The sequence below is a fragment of the Rhodococcus sp. DMU1 genome, assembly GCF_012272955.1.
In the GTDB taxonomy this organism is placed as follows: Bacteria; Actinomycetota; Actinomycetes; order Mycobacteriales; family Mycobacteriaceae; genus Rhodococcus; species Rhodococcus aetherivorans.
The window spans coordinates 404039-430220 of sequence record NZ_CP050953.1 but is presented as its reverse complement, the minus strand read 5'-3'; the positions used below and the strand labels follow the sequence as shown (position 1 = coordinate 430220).

21 protein-coding genes and 2 pseudogenes are annotated in these 26182 nt (G+C 66.3%); 11 read left to right on the top strand and 12 right to left on the bottom strand.

The annotated features are described in order from the left end of the window. The first annotated feature begins 40 nt into the window (after window positions 1–40). Window positions 41–685: a dihydrofolate reductase family protein gene (locus tag HFP48_RS29945; RefSeq protein WP_168580950.1), complete on the top strand. Its 645-nt coding sequence runs from the start codon at window positions 41–43 to the stop codon at window positions 683–685. Window positions 686–1062: 377 nt separating this feature from the next. On the opposite strand, the gene HFP48_RS29940 is transcribed toward HFP48_RS29945, so the two are convergent. Together HFP48_RS29940 and HFP48_RS29935 are read right to left on the bottom strand one after the other, a co-directional pair. Further along, the gene (locus HFP48_RS29940) at window positions 1063–1362 is read right to left on the bottom strand and encodes a type II toxin-antitoxin system PemK/MazF family toxin (protein ID WP_044475885.1); all 300 of its coding nucleotides are present in this window, start codon (window positions 1360–1362) and stop codon (window positions 1063–1065) included. Continuing rightward, window positions 1362–1604, bottom strand: coding sequence for a YlcI/YnfO family protein (locus HFP48_RS29935; RefSeq protein ID WP_044475886.1), 243 nt, complete (start codon window positions 1602–1604; stop codon window positions 1362–1364). Before HFP48_RS29935 ends, HFP48_RS29940 begins: the two co-directional genes overlap by 1 nt. Between HFP48_RS29935 and HFP48_RS29930 the strand changes: the two genes are divergently transcribed. The 3 genes and pseudogenes from HFP48_RS29930 (at window position 1533) to HFP48_RS29920 (ending at window position 4338) form a co-directional block, all read left to right on the top strand. Then, the gene (locus HFP48_RS29930) at window positions 1533–2183 is read left to right on the top strand and encodes a DUF1016 N-terminal domain-containing protein (RefSeq protein WP_348983370.1); all 651 of its coding nucleotides are present in this window, start codon (window positions 1533–1535) and stop codon (window positions 2181–2183) included. The two genes, HFP48_RS29935 and HFP48_RS29930, sit on opposite strands and share 72 nt — an antisense overlap. A gap of 349 nt (window positions 2184–2532) precedes the next feature. Next, a pseudogene (locus HFP48_RS29925) lies at window positions 2533–3508 on the top strand (extradiol ring-cleavage dioxygenase); the annotation flags it as partial. Next, window positions 3505–4338: an alpha/beta hydrolase gene (locus HFP48_RS29920; protein WP_168580949.1), complete on the top strand. Its 834-nt coding sequence runs from the start codon at window positions 3505–3507 to the stop codon at window positions 4336–4338. The pseudogene HFP48_RS29925 and the gene HFP48_RS29920, both read left to right, overlap by 4 nt. A gap of 428 nt (window positions 4339–4766) precedes the next feature. Here HFP48_RS29920 and HFP48_RS29915 read toward each other — a convergent pair. From HFP48_RS29915 to HFP48_RS29905, 3 genes and pseudogenes are all read right to left on the bottom strand, one after another. Further along, a pseudogene (locus tag HFP48_RS29915) lies at window positions 4767–5585 on the bottom strand (IS5 family transposase). 494 nt (window positions 5586–6079) lie between these two features. After that, the gene (locus tag HFP48_RS29910) at window positions 6080–6721 is read right to left on the bottom strand and encodes a GAF and ANTAR domain-containing protein (RefSeq protein WP_246872720.1); all 642 of its coding nucleotides are present in this window, start codon (window positions 6719–6721) and stop codon (window positions 6080–6082) included. 378 nt (window positions 6722–7099) lie between these two features. Continuing rightward, entirely contained in the window at window positions 7100–7819 is a 720-nt protein-coding gene (locus HFP48_RS29905) for an ANTAR domain-containing protein (RefSeq protein WP_246872642.1), read from the bottom strand. 984 nt (window positions 7820–8803) lie between these two features. On the opposite strand from HFP48_RS29905, the gene HFP48_RS29900 reads away from it, so the two are divergent. The 4 genes from HFP48_RS29900 to HFP48_RS29885 all read left to right on the top strand — a co-directional run bounded on the left by HFP48_RS29900 (window position 8804) and on the right by HFP48_RS29885 (window position 13329). Then, the gene (locus HFP48_RS29900) at window positions 8804–9541 is read left to right on the top strand and encodes a hypothetical protein (protein ID WP_168580947.1); all 738 of its coding nucleotides are present in this window, start codon (window positions 8804–8806) and stop codon (window positions 9539–9541) included. Between the two features lie 30 nt (window positions 9542–9571). Further along, window positions 9572–10912, top strand: a complete 1341-nt coding sequence (locus HFP48_RS29895; RefSeq protein ID WP_168580946.1) for a TIGR03118 family protein — start codon at window positions 9572–9574, stop codon at window positions 10910–10912. A 1584-nt stretch (window positions 10913–12496) separates the two neighbouring features. Then, window positions 12497–12835 (top strand): Lsr2 family protein, encoded by a 339-nt coding sequence (locus HFP48_RS29890; RefSeq protein ID WP_168580945.1) that lies wholly within the window; start codon window positions 12497–12499, stop codon window positions 12833–12835. Between the two features lie 122 nt (window positions 12836–12957). Then, window positions 12958–13329 (top strand): serine hydrolase domain-containing protein, encoded by a 372-nt coding sequence (locus tag HFP48_RS29885; protein WP_168580944.1) that lies wholly within the window; start codon window positions 12958–12960, stop codon window positions 13327–13329. 191 nt (window positions 13330–13520) lie between these two features. Here the strand turns inward: HFP48_RS29885 and HFP48_RS29880 are convergent, their stop codons facing one another. Further along, the gene (locus tag HFP48_RS29880; protein WP_006934031.1) at window positions 13521–13997 is read right to left on the bottom strand and encodes a GtrA family protein; all 477 of its coding nucleotides are present in this window, start codon (window positions 13995–13997) and stop codon (window positions 13521–13523) included. After that, window positions 13994–16162 (bottom strand): YfhO family protein, encoded by a 2169-nt coding sequence (locus HFP48_RS29875; RefSeq protein ID WP_168581158.1) that lies wholly within the window; start codon window positions 16160–16162, stop codon window positions 13994–13996. The genes HFP48_RS29880 and HFP48_RS29875 overlap by 4 nt, the downstream gene beginning before the upstream one ends. 235 nt (window positions 16163–16397) lie before the next feature. Here HFP48_RS29875 and HFP48_RS29870 point away from each other — a divergent pair, with 235 nt between their 5' ends. Both HFP48_RS29870 and rffA read left to right on the top strand, forming a co-directional pair. Next, complete coding sequence (locus tag HFP48_RS29870) at window positions 16398–17510, top strand: glycosyltransferase (protein WP_246872640.1); 1113 nt, start codon at window positions 16398–16400, stop codon at window positions 17508–17510. Beyond that, entirely contained in the window at window positions 17500–18639 is a 1140-nt protein-coding gene (gene rffA, locus HFP48_RS29865) for a dTDP-4-amino-4,6-dideoxygalactose transaminase (RefSeq protein ID WP_168580943.1), read from the top strand. Before HFP48_RS29870 ends, rffA begins: the two co-directional genes overlap by 11 nt. A gap of 4 nt (window positions 18640–18643) precedes the next feature. Here rffA and HFP48_RS29860 read toward each other — a convergent pair whose 3' ends face one another. From HFP48_RS29860 to HFP48_RS29845, 4 genes are all read right to left on the bottom strand, one after another. Beyond that, on the bottom strand, window positions 18644–19243 hold the full coding sequence (locus tag HFP48_RS29860) for a methionine biosynthesis protein MetW (RefSeq protein WP_246872638.1): 600 nt from the start codon (window positions 19241–19243) through the stop codon (window positions 18644–18646). A gap of 151 nt (window positions 19244–19394) precedes the next feature. Next, window positions 19395–20543: an acyl-CoA dehydrogenase family protein gene (locus HFP48_RS29855; RefSeq protein WP_006934021.1), complete on the bottom strand. Its 1149-nt coding sequence runs from the start codon at window positions 20541–20543 to the stop codon at window positions 19395–19397. A 641-nt stretch (window positions 20544–21184) separates the two neighbouring features. Further along, window positions 21185–21979 (bottom strand): enoyl-CoA hydratase-related protein, encoded by a 795-nt coding sequence (locus HFP48_RS29850; RefSeq protein WP_168580941.1) that lies wholly within the window; start codon window positions 21977–21979, stop codon window positions 21185–21187. Window positions 21980–22090: 111 nt separating this feature from the next. Continuing rightward, window positions 22091–23107, bottom strand: a complete 1017-nt coding sequence (locus HFP48_RS29845) for a LysR family transcriptional regulator (protein WP_210432854.1) — start codon at window positions 23105–23107, stop codon at window positions 22091–22093. Between the two features lie 1579 nt (window positions 23108–24686). Here HFP48_RS29845 and HFP48_RS29840 point away from each other — a divergent pair. Further along, the gene (locus HFP48_RS29840) at window positions 24687–25055 is read left to right on the top strand and encodes a cupredoxin domain-containing protein (protein ID WP_044476548.1); all 369 of its coding nucleotides are present in this window, start codon (window positions 24687–24689) and stop codon (window positions 25053–25055) included. A 153-nt stretch (window positions 25056–25208) separates the two neighbouring features. Here the strand turns inward: HFP48_RS29840 and HFP48_RS29835 are convergent, their stop codons facing one another. Next, window positions 25209–25718: an SRPBCC family protein gene (locus HFP48_RS29835; RefSeq protein WP_168580940.1), complete on the bottom strand. Its 510-nt coding sequence runs from the start codon at window positions 25716–25718 to the stop codon at window positions 25209–25211. Between the last annotated feature and the right edge of the window lie 464 nt (window positions 25719–26182).

Genomic DNA, 26182 nt, shown 5'->3' with positions numbered 1-26182 from the left:
CTTTGCAACCGAGACACATCACTTCACCGGGAGCCGAGCCATGGGCCTGATCGACATCGAACTGTTCACCACCCTCGACCTCGTCGGACAGGCACCCGGCGGCCCCGACGAAGACCCGGAAGGGTTCCCGTTCGGCGGCTGGCAGGCACCCCTGCTCGACGAGGTCACCGGCGCGCAGATCGGGGCCGCCTACGAAGGCACCGACGCCCTGCTGCTCGGCCGCCGGACCTACGACATCTTCGCCGCCTACTGGCCGTACCAGGACGGCGGCGAGGACCACGAGATCGCCACGCTCTTCAACAGCGTCCCCAAGTACGTGGCCTCCCGCGGCCGGCCCGACCTCTCCTGGTCCGGCTCCACGCAGCTCGGCCCGGATCTGGCCGGCGCGGTGCGCGAAATCCGGGACCGGCACCAGCACGTCAAGGTCGTCGGGAGCCTGAACCTGGTCCAGACCCTGCTGCGCGAGAAACTCTTCGACCGGCTCGACCTCTGGGTGCACCCGATCGTGCTCGGCGTCGGGAAGAAGGTGTTCGCCGCCGGCACGGTGCCCACCAACCTCACCCTCCTCGCACCGCCGGTCGCCGGCCCGACGGGCACCGTGTACCTGCGCTACGCGCGGGCCCACGGCATACCCGGCACCGGGGACATGAGCGCCCCCGACCGCGGCGCCGGACACGACACCTGAATCCGCTCCGCACCAGACGGGTCCGTGTCCTCGCGGTGCCTTTCGTCAGGTCGGCTATTTCTGTCACGGCGTCGGCAGGTCGAGGCGCCGGCGCCTGTGCCCGAATCCCGACCCGGCTCAGTCGCCGCCTCCTGCCAACGTGCTCGAGACGCTCACCCACCCAGAATCCGCACCCCATCTCGATCACCCACCATTGTCGCGCCGCGCCGCACGCCAGCGGTGACAAGAACACCTCGCCCCCACCCCGTCGAAGCCGAGCCGGTCGTACGCCGCCCTCGCCGAGCCCCTGCACCTCCCCGGCATCGAGCGGTCGCGTGCCCGCGGCACGGTATCGAGGACGGCAACGCCGTCCCGCCGGTGGTCCGGCAGGGGGCTGTTCATTCGAGGTCGAACGCGGCCCGAATCGCCTCGGACAGCGCCGCTTCCTGCGCCGGAAAGAAAAACCCGAGACTGCGCCCCAACGCCGACACCGGAATGGTGACGATGTTGTCGCAACTGACCACCGAATCCTTCTTCAATCCGTTCGCCGGGCCCACCGGCACCTCTGTCGACAACCCCCGCACGGTGCCGGTGATCGGCGCCACCGTCACCCTGCCCAGGTGCGGACGCACCAACTCGCGGGTCAACACCAACACCGGCCGCGTCTTGTCCAGCTTCGCGGCGTGAATCGGCCGCATCAGTCGAGATCGCTCGACAGGCCTGCGGCATATCGTGCGAGCCCATCGAACTCGTCCGGATCCGCTTCACCGCGAGCCCGGGACAGAATCTCGACATCGCGGGCGGCGATCCGCCGACGCCGCTCCCGTTCGAGCGCCCGCAACACCAGCGCCGCACGACTGGGAGCCCGATGCTCCCGCACCTCCTCATCGACGAAAGCCACAATCTCATCCGGCAAGCGCACCGCAATCTGCGTACTCATACCCAAATGCTACCACTTCGGTACCGATGTGGTACCACTGAGCTCCTCGAGTGGGGCGCCACTCTTGCCTCCACGGTGAGCGCAGTCGTGCAAGGCGAGGCGTTTCCGGACGACGTCCACCGCGCCCTGGGCCGGCGGGTTGCCGAATCTTCCCGCCCGCTCTTCGCCTTCCGGCGGCCCCGGCTTCGCGCCACCCAGGTCGTCAACACCAAGCTGTTGTTGCTGTACTGGGACCTGGGTCGGACCATTGCGGAGCGACAGCAGACCCAAACGTGGGGAACCAAGCTCGTCGACCGCCTCGCCTCGGACCTACGGGTGGCATTTCCCCAGATGCGCGGCCTGTCGCGCAGCCACCTGTTCTATATGTGCCAGATGGCCCTGCTGGGGCCTCGGTCCGCAATCGTCCCCCACGAGTGCAGCTTTGTCTCGGGGGGGGGAAGCCCCAGATCGTCGTGTCAGGCACCCCGACGACATTTTGTTGAGCATGCGAGCGTTCCGAATCGACGTGCCAGGCCGGCCTGGCACGTCGATTCGGGTCCAGCGCGCCGACCAGGCACCCAGTATTCCTCCGCGGATTGACCCGTCATCCTGGGCAGGGCAGACACTGTTGCGCCCCGACTTCAGTGGAGGCTCTCGATGACCCCCCCCCCGTTCTGGTAGGCGTTCCGCGAGTGGTGGGTTTGGCACTGCCCAGCGCGGCTCCGACGTGGAGCCACGGGCGGGGGTCTTCGATGCGTACGGCCAAGGACGCACCCAACAAGAGGTCCACCGAGGGCCCGGACATGAGGAATCTTGCGAGGATGCCCTCCGCAACCTCTGGGATCTGGCGCTGCCCGCATTCTCCAGGGCGGGCGGTACCTATTGCCTGACACGAAGATGCGGTGGTGAGGGGGCAACAGAGAAGGCTCCGGCGGTCGTGGTCCGTCGGGTTGCCGAATGGGACGACGACGGCGGCACGGCCGCCGCAGCCGCGCATCGCGCCGAGTTGGTCGAGCACCTCGCCCGCTGCAGGGCCGCACTCGACGAGTTCGAACCGGACCTCGTGGTGGTATGGGGTGACGACCAGTACGAGAACTTCCGCGAAGAGGTCCTGCCGCCGTTCTGCGTGCTGGCCTACGACGACCTCGAGGTCCCGGCGTTCGAGGTGATGAACGAGCGCGGCAGCCCCAATGCCTGGGGACTACCCGACGACTTCACGCTCACCCCTGCACGGCGACCCGAACGCCGCACGGAGCCTGGCAAATGCCTTGATCGAGAACGGCTTCGACATGGCATACTCGTATCGCAAGCGCGCCGAGGCCCACTTCCCGCACGCCATCCTCAACACACAGATCTTTCTCGACTACGAGAACGCGGGATCGAAGCTCCCCTATCCGATCGTGCCGATCACCGTCAATTGCTATGGCCAGCATGCGATTGCCCGCAAGGGCGGCCTCGCTCGATTCGCCGACATCGCCGACGAACAGCTCGACCCGGTCGGCCCGACCCCGAACCGTTGCTTCGACCTCGGCGCCGCCGTAGCGCGCGCGTTCGCCGCGACCGACAAGCGGGTCGCCCTGGTGGCCTCGTCGAGCTGGTCGCATGCCTTCCTCACCGACAAGCTCTGGCATCTCCGTCCGGACACCCCGGTCGACGAGCGGCTCTACGACGCTTTCGTGCACGGGGACGTCGACACCTGGCGTGCCGTGAGCGGCGCCGAGATCGTCGAGTCCGGCCAACACGAGATGCTCAACTGGTACTGCCTGCTCGGCGCGATGCACGAACTCGGGCTGCCACTGACCTGGTCGACACTCGTCACCACCGACGTATTCAACTCCAACAAGTGCTTCGCCGTGTTCTCCGGCAAGCCCGACGAAGCCTACGCCGGCGGTGCCGGTGGCCGGGCGGGACAGGAACCACGATGACCACCACCGACATCGCCCAGGGCCGCCGAGTCGCCGTGCCCGGTGTCACCGCCGGACCGATCGACACGTTCTACCTCGAGGCCGGCAGCGGCGATCCCGTTGTGCTGCTTCATGGATCCGGCCCCGGAGTGTCGGGCTGGGCGAACTGGCAACATACCATTCCCGGGCTTGCCGAGCACTTCCGAGTGATCGCACCGGACACCGTGGGATACGGGGCCACCTCGCGTCCCGGGGACATCGTCTACTCACTTCGCACCTGGAGCGACCACATCCTCGGCCTGCTCGACGTGCTGGAGCTCGATCGGGTGTCGCTGGTCGGCAACTCGCTGGGCGGACGGATGGCGCTCGACCTCGCCGAACGCCATCCGGAACGGATCTCCCGAATGGTCCTCATGGGCTCGCCCGGCGTCGGCATGACCGTGACCGACGGGCTGAAGGCCCTGCGCGCCTACGAACCCTCCCTGGAGAACATGCGGGCACTGCTGCTCGACTACTTTGCGGTGAACCCGTCCATCATCACCGACGAGCTGGTCCGCATTCGCTACGAGGCGAGCCTGGAAACCTTCGACGCCTACCGCGCGATGTTCCTCGACCCCCGACACAAAGGCAACGAGCTCGGTATCACCGAGGAGCAAGTGCGGTCGATCCGCACGCCCTCGCTCCTGATTCACGGACGGGAGGACAAGGTCGTGCCGCCGGAGGTCTCGTGGACCATGGTGCACCTGCTGCAGGACGCGGACCTGCACGTCTTCGCTCGTTGCGGGCACTGGACGCAGATCGAGCGGGCCGCGGAGTTCAACGAACTCGTCGTCGACTTCCTGCGGGGCTGATCCCAGCCGCCATTCCTGCAAAGGCTTTACCTGTTTGCCGACGGCGTTCGTTGGCAGCGGTTCACTGCATCCAGGATGAGCTGCACGGACTTGGCTACGCCAGTGTTGGTCGAAGGAGGCTGAAGCAATGTCCGTCCGGCAGTATCGCGGCGCGATCGTCGAACCAGTGCACCCGTACGGGCCTCGAGTCGCGCGGCGAGGATCGCCCGCCAGCCCGCATACTCGGAAGTGACGGAGATGGTCGCATTCAGCCCGGCACTCGCCATTGATCCCGCGCACAAAGTCAGCATCACCCGGCCCGACCAGACGCTATAGTGTGGCCGACGTGGAGCAGGTTCTCGTGCTCCGCGACGATCTCGCACCGGTCCCCTGCCAGTCGCAGTGTGTCATCGGCGAAGGCGAGATGAACGGCTCCCTAAGAGGACATCTCATTTGGCGATCTTTTTCCAGCACGTCAGCGCTGCAGCGAGTTGCGGGAAGCCGGCGAAGTGCTCACCGTGGCGTTCGTAGCGGATCGTCAGTCGCCGGTAGCCGGTCAACCAGGCCAGGGTACGTTCGATCTTCCATCGATACCGGCCCAGGCGCTCGCTGCTGTCGACGCCCCGGCGCGCGATCCGCGGGGCGATGCCCCGTGCGCGCAGTCACCGGCGGTGGGCGGGGTAGTCGTAGCCCTTTGCCGGACCGCAGCCGGCCGGGTCGGCGGCGCCGCGGCCCGTGACGCGAGCGCACCGCCGGGATGGCGGCGACCATGGGCTGCAGCATGACGCTGTCGTGGGTGTTCGCCGAGGTCACCGCGGTGACGAGCGGGATGCCGTCGGCGTCGGAGAGGATGTGGATCTTCGAGCCGTTCTTGCCGCGGTCGACCGGATTGGGGCCGGTCAGAGAGCCCCCCTTTTCGCCCGGACGTGCGCTGCGTCCAGGATCGCGGCAGACCAGTCCAGGTCCCCGCCGGCGCCGAGTCGGCCCTGGACCTGGCGGTGCAGCCCGTCGAACACCCCGGCGTTGACCCACGCGGCGAAGCGGCGGTGCGCGGTCGGGACGCTGACCCCGAACGACGGCGGCAGGTGCCGCCAGGCGCAGCCGCTGGTGAGCACGTAGACGATCGCGGTGAACACCGCCCGATCGTCGAGTGCTGCCCGACCGCCGCCCTGCGGCCGGGCCCGGAATCCGGGCAGCAGCGGTTCGACGATCTCCCACAACTCATCCGGCACCAACCGTGAAGACAACGCATCGACCACGACATGCATCATGCCGCACAGACGATCCGATCCATAAGAGACACGCTGTAAGCGGCTGATGGTGCCCCCAAGTGCACCGCCGAGCGGGAGGGATGCGCCATCCCTGCCCCTCGACAAGCACGTGCTCTTGCCCGCACGCCACTCTCTCGTCCTCTCCTGTCAGTGTTCTCGTCGAAATGGGCTGTCCCGCAGTCGCGGTGCGCGCGGGGTCGACGGCACTCATCGGCGCTCTCAGAGACTTCGCACACCCCGTAGTGCCTGGGCACCAGCCTGGGAGGCCCTCCTGAGCGAAAGAGAGACGTCGCGGTCCGTGCGCGTCTGTACCTCACGAATCAAGCGGCGAATCGGCAGATGTAATCGACGTGGGTCTCAGGGTCCGACTTGTCTCGTTGAGCACGTCCTGTGTGCCGACCCGCGGGTTCCCACGGTGAGGGAAACCACCGCTCACCGGACAGCCGACTGGGCGAGCACGATCTCCGCGACGGGCAGTCAGGGCTTTCCTGTTACCGGCGAGGAGGACGGTCGACTTCGACGAGCTTGAGCGCGATCTCATGGAGCGGTTCGTTGCGGTCCTGCGAGAGTTTGCACAGCAACCCGAACGCCCGGTCGGCGTCGACACCGAAGCGTTCCATCAACATGCCCTTGGCCTGCCCGATGACATCCCGCGAGGCCAGGGCGGCGCGGAACTGCTCCTCCCGCTGGGCGGCGATCACGGCGATCGCTGCGTGGGTGGCCAGGGTCGCGCCCACGCTGATGCTGGTGGCGTCGAACGCCTCGACGTGCGAGCTGTGCAGATTCAGCGCGCCGAGAGTGTCCTCGGTGGTGTAGAGACGAAACGCCAGCATCGAACGGGCACCCAACTCGGCGGCCTTCGGCGCGAACTTCGGCCACCGGGCCTCGTGTGCCATGTCGTCCACCCGCACGGTTTCCTTCACCCGGATCGACTGCACACACGGCCCGTCCTGCAGCCGATGCTGCAGCTCGTCGATCCTTCTCGGCAGCGCGGAGGTCGCCGCCCGGGACTGAAAATGGGTGCCGCGGGTGACCAAGGTGATGCCGGCGTGCTCGACGCCGGGAATCAGATCGACCGCAGCACGGGTGATCACCTCGAGGGTGTGATCGAGGCTGGCGTGCTCGTTGCGCATTTCGCGGGCCGTGTGTTCGATCGCCTCGCGCAGGCGCCGCTCGAACGAGTCCGAGTTCGAGCTTCCCGCATTGCTGTGCTCCCCGGGTGCCATGACGCCATAGTTGCATCGATGCTGCCCGTCAGGAGGGCGGTTGATTGCCGCCGCGGGCAAATGGGTATCACCATCGATAGCCGAGGCTATTCTTCCGGAAGGCGCGCCCCGGTCAGGTGCTGCCGGTTCAGCAGCGCAGCCAGCGGCACCGCCCCCGACAAGACGTCCACCTACGGCCAGGCCGGCGTCACCACGAAACCGACGCTAATCCGGACGAACGCCTGCGACAGCGTCACCGCACCGACACGCTGACCTGAGGGCTCAGCGGAGACGGTGCGCAGGGCGTCAATCGCGGTGGCCGTTGCGGTGCGGATCGACGATGCGGCGGGCCAGATCGGCGACCTTGATGTTCATGTCCTGGGAGGTGCGGCGCAGCAGATCGAATGCCTCGTCCTCGGACAGCCGCTCGAGGCCCATGAGCAGGCCGACGGCTTTGCCGATCTCCCGGTTGCTGGTCAATCCCGCGCGCAGCGAGGCGATGTCGTCGCCGCGGGTGACAGCGGTGACCGTAACCGAGGTGAACGCCGCGAGCACCGACGCGCTCGCCGCAGCGTCGGCGGTGAAGGCCCCGGGAGTGTCGGAGAACAAGTTCACGGCCCCGACCTTGCGCTGGTCGACCAGCAACCGGAACCCCATCATTCCGCGCACCGGGGTGTGCTCGAGCACCGCGGCCGCCAAGCGCGGCCATCGGCTGCCGGCCCGCAAATCGGCTTCGAGCTGCGCCGAGTCGTCATCGAGCGCGTCCAGGCACGGCCCCTCCCCGGTGGCGCGTTCGAAGCTGTCCACTCGGTACGCGATGTCGTCGGTGGCGGCCACGGTCACGTGCGCCCGGCCGTCGCGCAACATCATGCTGGCGTGATCACATCCGGGGACGAGCATCGTCGCCGCCAGACACAGCGCGGCATATGCCTGCGCTGGCTCATCACTCTGATACAGGATCTCGGCCAGGGCGGTGAACACCGTGACAGGATCCGCCGTTGCCGGCGCCGACACGTGCTCGTCCACGACCGCTCTCCTTCGTCGACCTGCCGGCTCGGAGCGCGGTCAGGTGGTCACCAGTGTATTCCCCCGCCCCGCCTCACCCTGCCGCAGTGGGGGTTGGCTCCGTCCGGTGAACACAGGGTCAGGCGGGTTCTGCCGTCTGCGTGAATCTGTTCTCGGACTGAGCTGGGCTGATCATTCCCAGGCTCGAAGGCCGGCGGTGACGGTTGTATACCCGTTCGATCCAATCGCCGACAGCGACTCCGGCTTCATGCCTCGTCGCCCACCAGCCTCGATTTTAGATCTCTACTTTTGATGTGGCCCAGAATGTTTCAGCCTGAACGTCCTCCCCGCACACCCCGGGCCGTCCCACCGACTGCGCCCGCCCGTGCGCGAGCGAACCGAGCCAACTGCCCTGCCGTGGACCGGGTGCCTCCCGATCGGCACGGACGATCATCCGCTCGGGCAACGCGCCGCGCATCGACACCGCCATCGCGACCGCAGACTCGATCAGATCGGTGTACCCACCCTCACTCAATCCCCATTCGATCCCTCGACGCGGACCGCGCACAGATGCAACCAATCCTCGCCGGTGCGCAGATACGTGATGTCCGAACTCCCAATCGAGTTCGCTCTGGCCGAAACGATCACGGTGCGCCCCGAGGTGTGACGGGCAACACAACTATTGACTTCGGGCTGCCTAAGAATTTTACTAACCACGCCCCATAAAGTAGGGCAGCCTTAGCTACACCCTGCGTACTTGCTGTGAGGAGGATTCGTGATCACTTCGGGTTGCCGCTTCATCGGCACCGACAACTGTGCGACCGGACACTCTCCTAACAGCCTCACCCCCTCGAAAGGCGCAGCGCTCCAACTTTTCCAGGGTCTGCCAGGAAGCTGACAGACCTTCCCATCACGGATTGGCGTCCGGGGCAGCGTGCGCCAACAACCGCACCTCGACAGGTGCGGACGTTGTTTGTACAACTTCTCCCCAGGACCGGTTCGCTCATGCACACCACCCCCTCCGACGCCGCCACCGAGGCCGGACCACCCACCCCAATCTCCCCGGTCACTGCGATCGCCTCCCGCGGGCTCCACACCGAAACCATCTCATGGGGACCAAAGCCCGGCGCGCCGCAACCCATCGAGGACACAACCGCCGCGCCCCCTCGCCCACCAAAGCGACTGCTGCCGATCCCCCCACGCAAGCCGGAAAAGCCACTCGCCCTGCATGATTCGTGGGCGATCGTGGTCGCAGCCGCGACAGTCGCGTCGGCAGCGTTGGCCGTGGCGGTGTGGGTCTCGGCACACATAGAGGTAGATCCAAACCTGCACACGGCGGCGCTGTTCGTCCACCTCGCCTCGCTCGTGCTCGGATTCGGTGGAGTTCTGATCGCCGACTATCTGGTGCTGGTGTGGATCTCGGGCCGGTCCACGCTCGCCGATGCCATTCGATGCGCGCATCGTCTGCACCTGCCGATCTGGGCCGGATTGGTCGGTCTCGTTGCCAGCGGTGCGTTTCTCGAGCCGAACCTGACCTCTGTGCTCACCCAGACAAAACTGATCCTGGTCCTGGTTCTGACCGTCAACGGCCTGCAGGCCCCGATCCTGAGCCGGCGCATTGCACACAACAACGCGGTGCACCTCCCCCCGCACCTGACCGTATGGGGCGTGGCGACCGCGACGATCTCGCAGGTCTGCTGGTGGGGCGCCGTCTGGATCGGTTTCTGGAACGCCGAGCACTGATCCGCCCCCTTATGAGAAAGGCACCACTCGATGAGCACCTCCCCCTTCCGCGCCGCGCTCTCCCGCGCCGCGGTGCTCGGCACGGCAATCGCATCGGCGATCGCCTGCAGCCCGGCCGAATCAACGGACGTGGCGCATCCTGTCCCCGATAACCGCTACACCGCAACGACATTGGTCGCCAACACCGACTCGTACGGTGCGCCTGTCGTGCTCGAGGACATGGTCAACGCCTGGGGACTCGCAATCCGCCCCCAGGGTGCGGGTGGGCATTTCTGGGTCGGCGCCGGCGGCGCCTCGTACGAATTCGTCGGCGACGTGACAGCCGCATCCGACCCGGCACTGCGCATACTGCACCAGGACGGGCTGCGCGAGGTCACCGTCCCCGGCGCGGACTCCGACACCTCCGACACCGGTGTCGGGAAGACCACCGGCGTCGTGTTCAATCCCGCGCCCCTGAACTCCGACAGCTTCGCCGTCACCGGCCAGCCCGTCGACGTGGATGGCGACCCCCAGATGTTGTCCGGGTCGGCGCGGTTCCTGTTCGCCACCGATTCCGGCCGCATCTCGGGCTGGACCGAGCAGAGCGCCGACGGCGGGATCGTCCGACGCGACGGACCCGCGCTGGAGATGTTCAACGGCGAGCCGCTGGGGATGAGCTTTTTCGGCCTGGCCCTCGCCCCGGGTCGGGACGACGCGTTGTGGGCTGCCGATTTCGGGACCGAGCCGCAGATCCGGCAGTTCGACAAGACCTGGCGCCCGGTAGCGACCGAAGGGTTCACGAATCCCTTCGCTACCGGAGACCTGATCGACCCGGCCGACCCGAGTCGAGGCAAACGTGCCCGGCCGGGCGACCCGGCGCCGTTCAATATCGTCACCGCCGGTGATCGCGTCTTCGTCACCTACGCCGTCACTCAAGCTGCCGAGGGGTCCACCGAAGGTACCGAATTCGATGCGGGCGAAGAGGACTCACTCGACGCCGAGCAGGAGTCCGCTTCCGGGGACCGGCCCGATCGCGGCAAGGTCGCCGAGTTCGACAAGTCCGGCACCTTGGTGCGTGTTCTCGACGACAATGGGCACCTCAACGCGCCATGGGGTGTCGCCGTCGCACCCGCCGACTTCGGCGCCCTCGGCGGCACGATCCTCGTCGGCAACTTCGGCGGCGCCGGACGCATTGCCGCCTTCGACGATGCCACCGGTGCGTTCGTCGATTACATTCGAGACGAGTCGGGGGCCATCGTCGGTATCGAGGGGCTGTGGGGGCTGCTGTTCGGTAACGGGGAGAGTCTCGGGGACAGCAACTCCCTGTACTTCACGGCCGGTCCCGACGACGAACAGGACGGCGTCTTCGGCCGCCTGCGCGCCGCGAACTGACACGGCGTTGAAGGCAACTGGCTCCGGCATCTACTGCACTTGCTGTTTGGTGGCTGGGATGGGGTTCCAGCCAGGTCGGCGGCGAGCCACCTGCGTACGCACGCGCGCACACCGCGTAGCGCCTCCGCACTCCCCGCATCGACGAGTGTGCCGCGGCAATCGTGTCGAGTCGGCCGGCGATGTCGCCGTGCAGCGTGACAGTCGTACGGACTGTGCCACTGCGAGCAGGGGTGACGAGATACTCGGTCAGGTCTGCTCCATCGTTGATTGTGGAGGACGGCCTGGGTGACCAGGAAGCTGCCACCGGGCGGCCGGTCGTCTCGCGGAGCCGCGTGAACGTGCTCGCCGTTGCGCGGTCTTCGTGGCGCGGACATCGTCTCGGTCGTCGTGGTCTTCCCGGATGGTTCGGCGTGGTGGCGGCATAGCACCATGCCGCTTATCCACCTGCGTCGACCTGTACGAATAGACGTTCGCCGATGCCGTGCCGGGCGCTTGGAAGTACTGACGCCCACGGTCGCTACGGCGCCGTTCCAGGAGTTCCGGACGCGCCATGTCCGCGAGAGACTGTGCACCGGCCCGGTGACGGGTACGCGATCGAGACACCGCGTAACTCGAACGTGCGTCAACATGCTGCAGTGTCCTCCCGGTGCGAGGCGACCGACCAAGCGGTCGTGCTGGTCGGCCGACCCTGTTCCCGGACGGTCTGTTTCACGGGCAGGCACGAAAGGTCGGCGAGCTGCGCGCCCTGTGGGGGACAGTCGAATCCGATACACGCACTCGTGCCGGGGGTCGATGCATCTCGACCGGCTCTGAACGGGTAACTCAGGCCCTCGGGCAGGGTTGATATCGCACACAGACCCCGACGCAAACGACGTCCGCCTATGAATGCCTCTCGACGAGCCGGTGGTGCATGCCGCACCGACGCCGGATCCGCTGTGGTAGCGGACAAGTTGGTATTGCTCTTTGCAGAATCGCTCCGCACCGTGCGGGTCGCTTTCTCGATGCCGTCACGGGTTCACCAACGGGTGTCTCCCGCTCTCCTCACACAGTCCGCTCTCCTCACACAGTCGAGCATCGATTTCTTTGACCCGGAACGGGTCGCTGACTTCAATGTGGCGACAGAGGTTGCGACGTTCATCATCAGCCATAGTCCGTGCAATTCGCCGGTAGCGCAGGTCACGGCAGAACTCAGCCTGCGATCCAGCGCTCCGGGACAAGGCCGCTCGTGCACCCGAGCGTGTGCGGCATCGAGACGGTTTGCGCTGTCCACCCTCAATGGGGATTACCATTACCATTTGGATGTTTCTCTAGACAACCAAGCGCAAAGGCCCCTGAAATTGCCGAGTCCGAGGCAGGAGAAGGCGGCGCATATCCACTCGAAGCCGGCGCCGCGGCCCCGTGCTTGACCCATGAACATTTCGAGTAGAGCTCTTCTGCGCCTACGGAACTATCAACCGGAAGCGGCAAGCTTCCGCCACGGTTCACCAACGTGGACCTACCGAGTGATACAGGCAGTATGTCACCTTCCAGTCTGGATAGAATACTTTCAGTTGGTTTCGATGCACCGAAAGTTGAGGTCCACACGTGGCACGCAGAACAATCGTCGAGACATTCGACGACATCGACGGAACCCCGCTGGAGACCGAAGGCGAGACGATCAGTTTCGCCCTCGACGGAGTCGAATACACCATCGACCTGAACAAGAAGAACGCCCGGGACTTCCGTAAGAAGATCGACTACTACACCGAACATGCCACCCGCGTCGGAGGACGCAAGCGGCGAGGCGGCACCACCCGACCCACCGCCTCGGGTTCGCCGAACTCGAAAGAAATCCGACAATGGGCCGTCGAGGCCGGCTACGAAGTTCCTGCCCGCGGTCGACTGCCCCAGTCACTCGTCGATGAGTACACCGCCGCCCACTGAGATCCCTTACCACCCGCATCCGCACCCCACCGGTGCATGTTCGCACCGGTGAGTGCGGCCCCTACAAGAGGTCCTCGTTCGTCTCTCGTCCGCCCCGCCCCGCCCCGCCAACGGCAGCGTCAATGCACCCGAACCACATTCGAGGTCCCCTCGATGCGCCGATGCGGACCCAGCTGCCCTGGTTCACCGCCGGCAATGTCACCGCCTCGGCCGCGATCACCGTGCGCCAGTTGCTGCAACACACCAGCGGCCTGTCCGACCGCCGCTACAACCGCGCCCTCGGCGCAGACATTTCCCTCGAAGAGTGGGTGCGGGATCTGTGTCGGGCCCGGCCCACCGCCGCCGTGGGTACTTCAACCCGAACTATGCAGTCCTGGCGCTGCTCGTCGAAACTGTCAGCGCGCCGTCACCAGCGGCGGCTGGAATTGCCAAGCCGAACCCCACCCCGGTGCTCCCCCTGCCTGCCACAAGGACGGCCTCACCATCCCCTGTGACCACCTCCCGGTGCGTCGTGTTCGGTTCCTCGTCCGACACGACCACGCACCGGACATCCTGAAAACGAGACTCGTCCTCTCTTGCAGTCGACTAACGCGGCTGCTCACATCCACCGACTCCGGATTTGTTGGCGGGCCGTTCGGACGTAAGTCCACAGCCCGCAAAGGGCGACCATCACGACAAGGGCCGTTCAGCGTCGCCCGTTCCGGGGTGGCCGTCGGAACGAGATGTATCGATGCCCGAAGAAGGTCGCGACCGCGACGACCGCCATGATCACCACCGCGGACGGGATTCGGGGAAGGTGCAGCGCCTCCACAGCGACAGTGAGCAGCACGATGTTCAACAGCAGGCCACCGGAGTTGACCGCGACGAATCCGAAGAAGTCGCGGAGCACCCGACCACGAACCCGGAACACCAGGGTGCGGTGCAGCACGAATGCGGTGACGACACCGATCGCGTAGGCGAGAACGACCGCCACGGCAGCTGGCCAGCGGTCGCCGAGCACGGCGAGCCAGAACACTGTCAACGCCATCCCGAAGAGCGTGTTGAACCCGCCGATCAGAGCGAAGCCGACCTCCTGTCGGCGCACCGCACGCAGCAGCAACCCTGGGGCCGGCGCGGTGGAACCCCCCTCACCGGAGGCGTGACGGCCGTCGGGATCGATCACGGCGTCACACCGACCGGTGCATGGTCGGGTTCGCCGCCCGCCGTGGCGGGGGCCGCGGTGGTGCCGCGGCGCCGAGTTCGCATCCAGAGCCACTGCAGGACACCGAGCCCGGCGAGCCCGGCTGCGGCGCTGACGATGCCGATCTTCCAGCCCGGCGGCCGCCAGGTCAGCACCAACTCGACATCCTGCGTGCCCGCAGGGACGTCGATGGCGACGAAGGACTTCGCAACCGTGGTGATCGGGATCGGTTCGCCGCCCAGGGTGGCGCGGTAGCCGGGCCAGCCGAGGCGAGCGAAGACCACGCGTCCCCCGCCGGACGAGCTCACGCGCACTCGGCTGGTGGTGTCGGTCTCCGACAGCGACACCGCGTCGACTCCGTCAATGTCGGAAATGCGGCCGTTGCGAGACGAGACCAGCCCGTCCTCGCGCTCGAGCACCCAGATGTAGCGGTCGTTGTCCGGATAGTCGACCCACCTCCAGCCTTCGGGGGCGGACTGGGCGCGTGCGTCCGGGTACATGGCTCGCTGGAGCGCGACCCGATCGACGTTCATCAGGTCGACGAGGGTGCGGCCGGTCTCGGTTTCGGGTGTGAAGATGCGGCGGTACGCGTCCGGGCAGACGCTGCCGTCCCACCGCATGCACAGCAGTTCACCGAACCAGTAGTGGCCGCTGGGTGTGTAGCCGTTGACGTAGTCCAGTTCCACCGCGCGGGCATAGTTGCCGAACACCAGCGAGCCGTAGGCGGCGTCGACGCTCTTGTCATCAGGACCGAGTAAGCCACGGTCACCGAGCTGCAGTGTCGTACCCGGGAATTGGGGGAAGGCGTTCTGGGCGTCGGAGCGGTGCGCGGGCAGGTTCCACGTCATCGGCGTCGGCTGCGCCGCATTCACCTGGAGAAACGCGATCGGGAACATCGCCACGATCGTCAGCGCGGCCGCGAATGCGGTGCCCCGGGTACGGCCCAGCCACACCACCGCCGCGCCGAGGGCGGCGACACCAAGCGCCGAGAGCAGGTGCCACCCCGCGTTGGCGGGATCGGCAGAGACCGATCGTGCCAGCAACACCGCAATCAGAGCACCGGCCGCGGCGATGCGGCCACGCAGGTTCTGGACGGTGCCGAATCGTCCGATCAGCACGCACACCAGGACCAGGAGGCCGAGGGCGAGCATCGGCAGCACCCGGGCCGGCCAGCGCAGCGGACCGATGGTGCCGGGCCCGGCCGCCCACATGAGCATCACCAGTGAGAACAGCGCCACCGACGACAGCTCCCGCCACGCACCCGCCGCCCGCCGCCAGTCGACGAACGCCAGGGCCGGAACCAGGAACCAGGCGATGTAGGTGACCGGCAGCGGCTGCACGTAGCCCCACCACGAGGTGAACGCGGGCAGCGCGCTGGGCAGGCTGGCGTTGAGCGATTCCGACCAGGGGACCGTGAGGAAGGGATCGTTGATCACGTCCCATGCACCGCGCCACGTGACGTCCGCGGACAGCATGCTCGGCAGGAACGCAATCAGCCCCGCCAGGCCCGCGCACGCGGACACAGCGGTCAGGCGCGCGATCGGCTGCCAGCGACGTTGGTACAACAGCTCCCCGACCGCGACCGCGGCCAGCACCAGGATCGCTTCGAGGGCCGGGAAGATGTACTGCGTGGTGATCGTCAGATACAGAAAGACGAACACCGGGATCGGTCCACCCTCACCGCGCGTGTAGCGCACCGACGAGGCCCAGGCGTGCACGATCCACGCCGTGCCGGTCAGCGCGGTCATCCAAGTGGCCTGGTCGAAGAACAGGAACCAGCCCGACAACGGGAACGCGACACCCGCAACCGCCGACCACACCGGGCGCGCCCCGTAGACCAGGCAGATCCGGTACACGCCGAGGGCGACGATGATCGAAAAGACCAGTTTGACCACGGTCGCGTACAGCGCGACGTTGTCGACCGACGGAGCAATGACATCGATCAGCAACTGCGGCGGATTGAACAAGCCGGCGTCATCCATCGTGTTGTTGCCGGCCATCCACTGCTCGGGAACCATCACCGGAAACACGCCCTCACGTAGCGAGCGACCGAGTCCGACCCAGAGGGCGGTGTACTGCGACTCGGTGTCGTCGGTAAAGTAGTGCCGCGCGTTGGCCAGCACCACCGCAAGGTAGCCCGCCACCACCCCAACCACGGTGGCAAGACCCCACCGCACGACGTCTCGCCGGGAATCGGATACAGCACGCTCGGTCACGAGTCCCTGACCCTACCGCGCGCCCGGCAGCCACAGCCGAGCGAAACGCCGCGCACACCCCGGAACCCCCTACGGTGCGTGTTAGTGTTCGGCCATTCGCCCTCGCGCCACGCCTTCGTCCAGGGCTGTCGGCACCCGCCGTCGCCGCAGAAAGTCGCTACAGCTGATGCCGCTTCCCGAGCCCCGGTCTCCCGAGCACCCGGCCGCGCGCCGCCACCTGCTCGATCCCGAGCCCGACACAGACGCGTCGACACGCCCACTCACCGTGTCGGTCGTGGTGCCCGTCTACCGGGGCGAGCAGACGATCAGCGGACTTGTCGCCGAACTCGACCGCCTCGCATCACCGCAGCACTCCCCTGCCGGGGCCGTGTTCATCGTCGACGAGGTCGTGTTGGTGCACGATCACGGCCCGGACCGCTCCGACACGGTCCTCGAAGAACTCGAGCGCACCCATCCCCAGGTGCGGGTGGTGTGGCTCAGCCGCAACTTCGGCCAGGACGCCGCCACGATCGCCGGGATGGCGGCCGCGCACGGCGACTGGATCGTCACGATGGACGAGGACGGCCAGCACGACCCGACCTTCATCGGTGCGTTCCTGGACGCCGCCCTCGCTCAACGGGCCGAACTGGTGTACTCGAAGCCCACGAACACCCGCCCCCACCGGTTGCTGCGCAATCTCACCTCCCGCGGTGCGAAGCTGGTGCTGGCGACGTTGTTCGCGTTCCCCGACTCGACCCGGTTCGAGAGCTTCCGCCTCATCCGCGGCGACGTCGGTCGCCAGCTCGCCGAGGTCGCGTCGAACGGCGCGTACCTCGACGTCGCACTGTCCTGGGTGGTCGGCACGGTCGCCCAGGTCCCGGTCATCCTGCGCAGCGAGGGCCGCGAGGAGTCCGGCTACAACTACCGACGGTTGTTCTCCCTGTTCTGGAAGATGGTCCTGTGCACCGGAACCCGGGGCCTGCGCCTGGTGAGCCTGCTGGGCATCACGCTGGCCGCAGCCGGAGCGGTGATGGCGGGCGTCGTCGTCTACGAGGCACTGACGACCGAGAACTGGGCACCCGAGGGGTGGGCATCATTGATGGTGGTGATGCTGCTGTGTTCCGGCGCGATCCTGTTCTCGCTCGGTCTGATCGCCGAGTACCTCGGCGTCGCCCTGCACGTACTGGTCGGCAAACCCCTCTACCTCACCGTCCGGTCACCGCTGCCGCGACCGGACCAAGGGCCGCCCGCACCGGAAGCAGCCGCCGGCACGACGGAAGTCCGCGAACATGAGCACTGAACACATCCTGTTCAGCCGCCCGCACCGCGCACGCCGCGAGTTGCCGAACCTCGAGGCGGTCCTCGGCTCCGACCACAGCCACGGGGACGGACCGTTCACCGCCGCGGCGACCGCAAAACTCAAAGCGATCACCACGGCACCGCACGCCCTGCTCACCACCTCGTGCACCTCGGCGCTGGAGATGGCAGGCCTGCTGCTCGAACTCGGCCCGGGCGACGAGGTGATCGTGCCGAGCTTCGCGTTCACCTCCACCGCAACGTCGATGGCGTTGCGTGGCGCCACCTGCGTATTCGCCGACATCGACCCCGCCACCGGCAACCTCGACCCGGCGGCGGCCGCGGCAGCGCTCACCCCGAGCACACGAGCCATCGTGGTCATCCACTACGGCGGTGTAGCCGCCGACATGGCCGGACTGCTCGATCTGGCGACCGCACACGCTGTGGCCGTGATCGAAGACAACGCCCACGGCCTCGGCGGGCGTTGGCGCGGCCGGCCTCTCGGCACCATCGGCACCCTCGGCGCACTGAGCTTCCACGACACCAAGAACATCCACTGTGGTGAAGGCGGCGCCCTGCTGCTGACCGACGACCTCTTGATGGACCGGGCCGAGATCATCCGGGAGAAGGGCACCGACCGCGCCCGATTCCTACGCGGCGCCGTCGACAAGTACTCCTGGCAGGACCTCGGATCCAGCTATCTGCCCAGCGAACTGAACGCCGCGGTCCTCGACGCCCAACTCGACGAGTTCGACCTCATTCAAGCGGGCCGTCACCGTGTGTGGAACGCGTACGCGGCCGCGCTACCGGAGTGGGCGCAGCGAAGCGGCGTGCAGCTGATGACCGTCCCCGACGACCGGGAGCACACCGCCCACTTGTACTACCTGCGCACCCCGACCGAGCAGCACCGCGACGACCTGATCCGGCATCTCGCCGAACGGGGGATCTCGGCGCCGTTCCACTACGTGCCGCTGCACTCGAGCCCGGCCGGGCTCAAACTTGGTCGCACACCGCAGCCGTGTGTGCACAGCGACGAGTTCTCCCGAAGCCTGCTGCGGCTGCCGCTGTGGCCGGACCTGACCGATACCCAGGTGGAGCGGGTGATCGACGCGGTCACCGCCTTCCGGATCTGAGCCGTCACGCGGCGAGAACGAACATCTTCTCGCGCCCGCCCGCGATCAGACGCTGCTCGAGCACCCTGTGACGGTGTGCTGCGAACAACTCGTCGAGGCTCTGCTCGGTGAACCGGTGCGCCTGGGCGCCGTCCCCTGCGTCGGTGTACCGCTTGCCGAGAGCGGCGAGCACCCGGTTGTCGCTGGTGGCGAGATTGCGGATCGGTTCGGCGATGATCACCGTGTGACGTGCCGCGGCCAGCATCCGATCGAGGACCGGGGCGGGATCGGGGAGGAAGTGGTACAGGCTTGCCTGCATCAGCACGACATCCGCCGCCGGTAATGGAGCGTCGGCGTGCAGGTCCCACACCTCACCACGACCCCCCGCGCTGATCACGTCCGCGACGAACCGCTCGTTGAGGTCGAGTCCGTGATAGTCGACGCCGCGACCGCGCAGGTACCGGGTGTACAGGGTCGCCGGACCACAACACACGTCCAACACCTCCGATCCCGGCGGGACTTCCGCCGCGACGGCACGAAACCGGGCCCCGTAGTGACGTCCGTACAGCACGCGCATCAACACCCCATAGACGGCGGCGTTGCGGTAGACGAGGCTGGCGCTCACGAGAATCAACTATGCCAGGTCCTCGGGGAAGCTACGAGCAGGTCTCTTATGGATCGGATCGTCTGCGCGGCATGATGTCTGTCGTGGTCGATGCGTCGTCTTCCCGGTTGGTGCCGGATGCGTTGTGGGAGGATAGCAGGATCGATCATGCTCACAGTTCCAGCGAGCGGGAGATGACGCTCTTCATCACTTCGCTGGTACCGCCGAAGATGCGGGACACGCGGGCATCGGCGTACAAACGGGAGATCGGGTATTCACGCATGTAGCCGTAGCCGCCGTGCAGTTGCAGGCAGCGATCGATCACTCGCGCCTGCATCTCCGTGCAGAACAATTTGGCTTTGGCTGCGTCGGCGGCGGTCAGAGTTCCGGCGTCGAGGGCCGCGAGTGCACGGTCGACGAGAGCTTGGCCGGCTTCGAGTTCGGTGGCGCAGTCGGCGAGCACGAACTTGGTGTTCTGGAAGTCGGCGACGCGCTGACCGAAGACCTTACGTTCGGTGACGTAGTCGATGGCCAGATTCAGCGCGGCGGCGGAGGTGGCTTGTGCATTCACCGCGATCGTCAGCCGTTCCTGCGGCAGGTTGTGTGTGAGCATCGAGAACGCGGCGTCCTCGGTTCCCAGGACGTTGGCGGCCGGGACACGGACGTTGTCGAACAACAACTCGGCGGTGTCCTGGGACTTGAGGCCGAGCTTGTCGAGATTACGCCCCCGGGTGAAGCCGGCCATGCCGGCTTCGACCACAAGTAGCGAGAGGCCGTCTCGGCGATTGTCGACATTGCGGTTCGTCCGGGCGACGACGACGATCAGGTCGGCGTTGATGCCCCCGGTGATGAAGGTCTTGGCGCCGTTGAGGATCCAGTCGTCTCCGTCGCGGATGGCGGTGGTGGCCATCCCGGCCAGATCTGATCCGGTTCCGGGTTCGGTCATCGCGATCGACGAAACGAGGCTGCCGTCTGCGAAGCCGGGGAACCATCGGGCGCGCTGCTCGTCGTTGGCGTACTCGAAGAAGTACGGCAGTACGGTGCTCAGGTGGACCTGCAGTCCGCCGAGGTTGGCGGCGGCGTATCCGGTTTCTTCGATGACGATGGCATTGAACAGGAAGCTGTCGAGACCGCCCCCGCCGAACTCCTCCGGAATCTGCAGACCGTTGATGCCGAGCTCTGCGGTCTTGGTGAACAGCTCCCGCGGAACGCATCCCGCAGCTTCCCAGTCCGCCAGATGCGGAGTCACCTCCTTGGCAATGAATTGCCGCACGGTCTCCCGGAAGGCATCGTGATCGGAATCGAAGAGTGTGCGCTGCATGACGAGTCATCCTTGCTGTTCGAGCACCGAGAGTCTCCACGGTGCGGGATGGAGAAAGGGTTGGTGAGCGTGGCTCAGCGAACGATGCCCGCTGAGGTCAGGTCGTCGCTCGCCGCGGTGTCGTATCCGAGTTCGGTGAACAGTTCGGCGGTGTGTCGGCCCACGCCAGACGCACCGACCGGCGAGAATTACGCGGTGCTGCCCAGGTGCCACGGCGAGCCGATGATGATGTGGGTATCCGGTCCGGGCCGGTCACGTCGATGAAGGCACCAGCGGCTTCGCCGTCCGGATTCTTGCGGACCTCGCCGTAGGAGCTGATCCGTCCGCCACGACCCCGTTCGGCGTCAACAATGCCATCGCCTCGTCACTACTCATCATCGAAAATCTGGCACGTAGCTCGGCCAGGAGCGCGGGGCAATTGACACCGGCAAACCCGAGGACCGCCTTGTCGGTGAAGTTGAGCAATCACGAACCCGAACAGCGTCACAGTGATCAGTTAGGCACGTCGGCTCGACCGTGCCGGCGTAATCCCGTTGGTAGGAGCGAGAGTTTCAGACATGAAAAGCCTCCGAAACGGACAGTGCGCACGATGGTGGCGTGGGCAGCATTGAAGAGAGGTGAGAGGAGGTCGTGTGCGCCTGTCAGCGGCCGACGAAGACGGGCGCGCGCTTGTCGAGGAAGGCCGCAGCGGCCTCCCGGGCATCATCGCTGTGGAAACAGCGCACCATCCGATCCACTTCGGCGGGGAGGTAGTTGCCGAGCGACGTGTGGGAAGCCTGCAGCAGGTTTTCCTTCATCGACCGCAGAGCGAGAGGAGCCGACCGTGCCAGGCGGAAGGCCAGATCCTGCGCGGTGTCCTGCAGCGCCGATGCGGGGACCACAGAAGAGACCAGACCGAGCCGAAGTGCTTCTGCTGCAACAAGTTTAGTGGATTCGAGGAACAATTCGCGTGCACGTGCGGCACCGACAATGTTGTTGAGCAGCCAGACCCCGCCGAGATCCCCCGACAGGCCGGCGCCGACGAACGCGGTGTTGAACACGGCTCGGTCGGTGGCGATGCGCAGGTCCGCGGCAGCAGCCAGGGACAGCCCTGCCCCGGCGCACGCTCCGTCGATCGCCGCGATCGTGATCTGCGGCATCTGATGGAAATCGAGAAGGGCAGTACTGACTTTCCGCAATCGAGCGGTGTCGGCGGCCACCGAGTCTCGGCGTAAAGTCCTCGATTCGGCTGGCGCGGCTAGGTCGGCTCCCACGCTGAAATCCGCTCCGTGACCCGACAAGATCACCACACGGACCTCGGGCATTTCGGACAGCTTCGAGATGGCAGCATGGAACGCTTCGAAGACGGTGTAGCTGACCGCATTGCGGCGACCGGGATTGTCCAGCACCAGCGTGGCTATGGCGTTCTCGACGGTGCAGTGCACGCGACCGGTCATGTCCCCTCCTCGAATGGGCTGCGAATGCCTATGAACTGGCACACACCCATTGAAGATGAAACGCATCGACTGCGTCAAAGACCGAAAACCACCTAAATCGACTGCAATCGCCTATTGATTCTGCGGTCGCACCTCCGTGCCCCTGAGGTTGCGGTCACGAACACGGCGATCCGCGGCCAGTGCGGTCAACGACGCGGCCTCGATCAGTGCGTGTCCTCGTGAAACGTTACGCTCGATGCCTCTGAGCCACGCTTGCAGAGAGCGCTTCGAGAGATTCAGGAACTCGGTGCTTGCCGGGGTCAGGCGGCCCGGACGGCGCACCACGCCGATACGACGTGACAGTCCGGGAGACAATTCGCGCACTACGCCGCCCCGATGGCGGGCATCGAGCGCGATTCGGAGCGGGATGATGGCTGCGCCACCACCGGACAACACCATCGGCAGGACCGCACCGCGTTGAGGTACTTCCACCACGATCCGCGGTTCGGCGCCGTGCTCACGCAACGAATACTCGATATAGTCCCGTGTAGCCGTCCCCCGTTCGCCCATGACGAACGGGATCTCGGTTAATGCTTCGATCGGCGTAGGGTCCGGCCAGTAGGACTCGGTACCAGGTGGACAGACCAGAACGAACTTCTGATCGACCAGTTCCTCGCTGACCAACTCACCCCCGGCGATCGGCATCGCCAAGAAGCCGATCTCGCAGGATCCGGATCTGACGAGTTCCAACACGTCCGCTGCTTCGTCACGCTCCTCGACTCGAAACCGCACGTCACGGAACTCGGCACGAAACTGCGCTACCCACACCGACAAAGGATCCGTCGACATATCCGACAAGGTCGCAATGTCGACGCGTCCACCCCGGCCCTGCCCGACGGTACGCACGGCATTCTCGGCGACTTCCGCCTCTCTCAAGATCATCCGGGCGGGACCTATCAACGCTTCCCCGGCAGGAGCAAGAACGAGACCCCGCCCCACCCGGTGGAAGAGTTCCGTACCCAGATCCTTCTCAAGTTTGCGCACCGCCTGGGACAACGACGGTTGAGCCACGCGCAACGCCGCGGCGGCGCGATTGACACCTCCGTGGTCGACCACCGCAAGGAAATACTCCATTTGTCGCAGGTCCATGAAGCCGAACCTAGACGAAATGAAGACCGGCTCCTCATTACCCCACAGGTGGTCACCTCCCCCACACCGAAGCCCGCGGATCGGCTGGGATTGCTCCCATGCGGTGGACACCGGGTCAGGTGGGTTCTACCGTCTGTGTGGATCGACGCTCGAACTCCACCGGGCTGATCATCCCGAGGCTCGAGTGACGCCGGCGACGATCGTAGACCCCTTCGATCCAGTCAGCGACTCCATCCTGCCGCTTCGTCGGCCACAAGAATCTATTCTAGAACTCGACTTTCGAAGTAGCCCAGAATGATTCGGCTTGCGATTTGTCCCAGTACACGCCCGTACGTCCCCCTGACTGCGCCAACCCGTGCCGGCGTGCGAACCGGGCCACCTGCCCCGAGGTGTACTGGGTGCCGCGGTCGGCATGGAAGATCCCCCTGCTCCGGCAACTCCCCGCCCATGGTCACCGCCATCGACAACGCGGCTTCACCAGGCCCGTGTGCATTGTCTCGGCGATCGCCCAGCCGATCACCCGACGCCACCATCCGTCCCGGACCGCACAGGTGACCCGCCCCAACGTCCGCAGGGAACTGACGGTGCCATCAGCTGTCCGTACTCGGATGGTTGGTCCCCATCGCGATCTTCAAGCACACCCCGGCAGATGCACAGCTCGACGACCACGGCGTTACGCGCGAGCAACCACGTATCTCTTCTCCCATGGAGGATCCGGTTGTTCGTCGCCGAGGTGCACGCTGCACACGCCAGCACCCGATGCCCCACGGGATTGAGCTCGGATCCTGGGCAGCTCCCGAACTGGTTCAGGAAGGCCCCTCGGAAACGTGCGCTCACGGACGCTTCACTCGGGAAACGAGGTGCCAGGTTCGTCGAGAACGTGCTTCCTCCGGGCGGTGCTGTCGGCGAGGTGCCGACGATCTATCTCACCGCCCCCCGCCCGGCGGCCCGACGAACCACCCGGCACACCCACTCGTTTCCGCCGCTCACGTTTGGGTTGATGGCTGATCGGGATGCAGTGCGCCACAGCCTGGCCGTACTCGTCTCCGGCATTGATATCCGAGGACACGCCGCCCGTCCGAAACGCAGTCCGACGACGTGCGTCGCCCAAGAGCGAGTACACGATCCCGTCGCCCTGCGCCCAGATCTTTGTACTCGACAGCCGGGTTCCCTCGTCGTCCATGAGGTTCGCGTCGATGTAGGCGATGTCGTCGGTGCGTACACCATGAACACGTCCTCGAGGTGCTGATTCGACTCGAGCAACGAGGTCTGGGAGCGTCGCTCCCCCACGTCACCGATGGCGGCGTCGGCCCCCCGCGCCTGGTGCGGGACGGATTCCCGGCCCGACGTACACCCTGCGCTCCGTGCGGCTGGTACGCCCGAGATCGGCGATGCCGGCGTCGTAGTCGCCGACGTACTGTCCCGCCCGGGCATGTGCGTGCCGCCGACGCGGTCAGGATCGCAGGGCATCAATCCACCTGCCGGGGCCGGGACGATCCGAAGTTCGTCTGATTCTCGGGCTCCTGTCTCGCCCGTGGGTGTTGAATCAGTAGGGGGGTACCGGGAACAGGAGGCACTCATGAAGCGCGCAGCGTTGCTCCTCGTGACACTGTTGACTGCAGCTTTTGTCCTGACGGCATGCGGGTCCGATACCGAGTCGCCCACCGTCACCGCATCCCCGGGTGCGGGAAACGGGAGCGCCGAGGCCGTGACGATCGTCATCAAGGATTACAAGTACGAGGTGCCGGGCTCGGTCGGGCCGGGCACCACGGTCACCGTTCGCAACGACGACCCGGTCGAACACAGCATCACGGCCCGCGACGAGACCTTCGACGTCGAGGTCGAGGCCGGTGAGACAGTCACGTTCACCGCACCGCAGGACACGCGTACCTACGACATCTACTGCACTTACCATCCCCAAATGACCGGACAGCTCACCGTCACCTGACCGCGCCCGCGTCCATCGACACGGATTTCGGCACGTACGGCGCTGCTGGTCAGCTCCCAGAGCCTCATTCCCACGAACCTGTCAGAACCCTCAACCCACCGCGACGCACCTTCTTTGCCCGAGTGGACCGCTACAGGGGCCGCCCGGCAGATGTCAGCCGTCAGGGGCCGAGCCCGGGGACGTCGGTGCGGCAAGCTCGGCCAGATGGTGCAGCGAGTTGGTGAGATGCTCGGGACCGAACGGCGGGAACCGGATGTACTCCCGGATGAACTGCGGCACCGCTGACCAGTCGTAGGTGAGCGTGACCTCGGTCTCGGACGGACCGAGCGGCACCAGGTCATAACGCCAGATCCAGCCGCCGAACTCCAGCTGACCCTCATCCTTCTCCTGCCCCGTCCGCCAGCCGATGGCGCGCGGCGGGTCGAACACCTGAACCTGGTTGGCCACCTGGTAGTCACCGTTGGGATGGTTGGGGTGATACATGTTCATCCGGAAGATCTGCCCCACCTCGGTCAGCGACGCCCGGTCGGCGGCTTCCTGTACCCAGCCGGTCCCGTCGATCGCAGAATGGGTCGTCGGGTCGGCCAGCACCGCGAACACCCTCGCGGCGGGCACGGCGACAGTCAGGGTGGCGCTCACGTTCTCCTGGTCCACGGTGTGCACGCTCCTAGTCGACTCGTCCCGAGCCTCCCGCAGATGCGGAAAGGGATATACATGTAGACGGCATGGCGAGGCCGAATTCATCGGTCGCGTAGGGCGCGCCCAGGCGGCTGGGCGCCGTCGCGGCCCCCGGGACGGTGCCGATACCGGTGGCACCGTGAGCCGCGCTGCCGGCAGGGCGTTGGGGTCGTCACATGCCGCCTGCCCGGCTCCCGCCGACCGCACCGGAATGCACGGCGATTGAGACCACCGTCGTGGATTCGTGCGCGATGCCCAGCACCACAACGCCTTCTGAGCGATATGGACGGGTGTTCGAGTGGCGCGGCCTTTTGTGATGAGATACAACTCCTCCCCGTGAGGAGTGTCACGTTTGAATAGAACAATATGCGGGACGGTCCGCACCGCGACCCCGCGGAGCCTGCACAGCTACGGCTCCGCGCGCGCCGGGGCGCCGAGTGCGGTAACGG

Bases quoted from the DNA above. Each gene is read 5' to 3' on its own strand.
- HFP48_RS29945 (WP_168580950.1), top strand. From the start codon at position 41: ATGGGCCTGATCGACATCGAACTGTTCACCACCCTCGACCTCGTCGGA.
- HFP48_RS29940 (WP_044475885.1), bottom strand. From the start codon at position 1,362: ATGCGGCCGATTCACGCCGCGAAGCTGGACAAGACGCGGCCGGTGTTG.
- HFP48_RS29930 (WP_348983370.1), top strand. From the start codon at position 1,533: ATGCTCCCGCACCTCCTCATCGACGAAAGCCACAATCTCATCCGGCAA.
- HFP48_RS29935 (WP_044475886.1), bottom strand. From the start codon at position 1,604: ATGAGTACGCAGATTGCGGTGCGCTTGCCGGATGAGATTGTGGCTTTC.
- HFP48_RS29920 (WP_168580949.1), top strand. From the start codon at position 3,505: ATGACCACCACCGACATCGCCCAGGGCCGCCGAGTCGCCGTGCCCGGT.
- HFP48_RS29910 (WP_246872720.1), bottom strand. From the start codon at position 6,721: ATGCGCAACGAGCACGCCAGCCTCGATCACACCCTCGAGGTGATCACC.
- HFP48_RS29900 (WP_168580947.1), top strand. From the start codon at position 8,804: ATGCACACCACCCCCTCCGACGCCGCCACCGAGGCCGGACCACCCACC.
- HFP48_RS29895 (WP_168580946.1), top strand. From the start codon at position 9,572: ATGAGCACCTCCCCCTTCCGCGCCGCGCTCTCCCGCGCCGCGGTGCTC.
- HFP48_RS29885 (WP_168580944.1), top strand. From the start codon at position 12,958: ATGCACCCGAACCACATTCGAGGTCCCCTCGATGCGCCGATGCGGACC.
- HFP48_RS29870 (WP_246872640.1), top strand. From the start codon at position 16,398: ATGCCGCTTCCCGAGCCCCGGTCTCCCGAGCACCCGGCCGCGCGCCGC.
- rffA (WP_168580943.1), top strand. From the start codon at position 17,500: ATGAGCACTGAACACATCCTGTTCAGCCGCCCGCACCGCGCACGCCGC.
- HFP48_RS29855 (WP_006934021.1), bottom strand. From the start codon at position 20,543: ATGCAGCGCACACTCTTCGATTCCGATCACGATGCCTTCCGGGAGACC.
- HFP48_RS29850 (WP_168580941.1), bottom strand. From the start codon at position 21,979: ATGACCGGTCGCGTGCACTGCACCGTCGAGAACGCCATAGCCACGCTG.
- HFP48_RS29845 (WP_210432854.1), bottom strand. From the start codon at position 23,107: ATGGACCTGCGACAAATGGAGTATTTCCTTGCGGTGGTCGACCACGGA.
- HFP48_RS29840 (WP_044476548.1), top strand. From the start codon at position 24,687: ATGAAGCGCGCAGCGTTGCTCCTCGTGACACTGTTGACTGCAGCTTTT.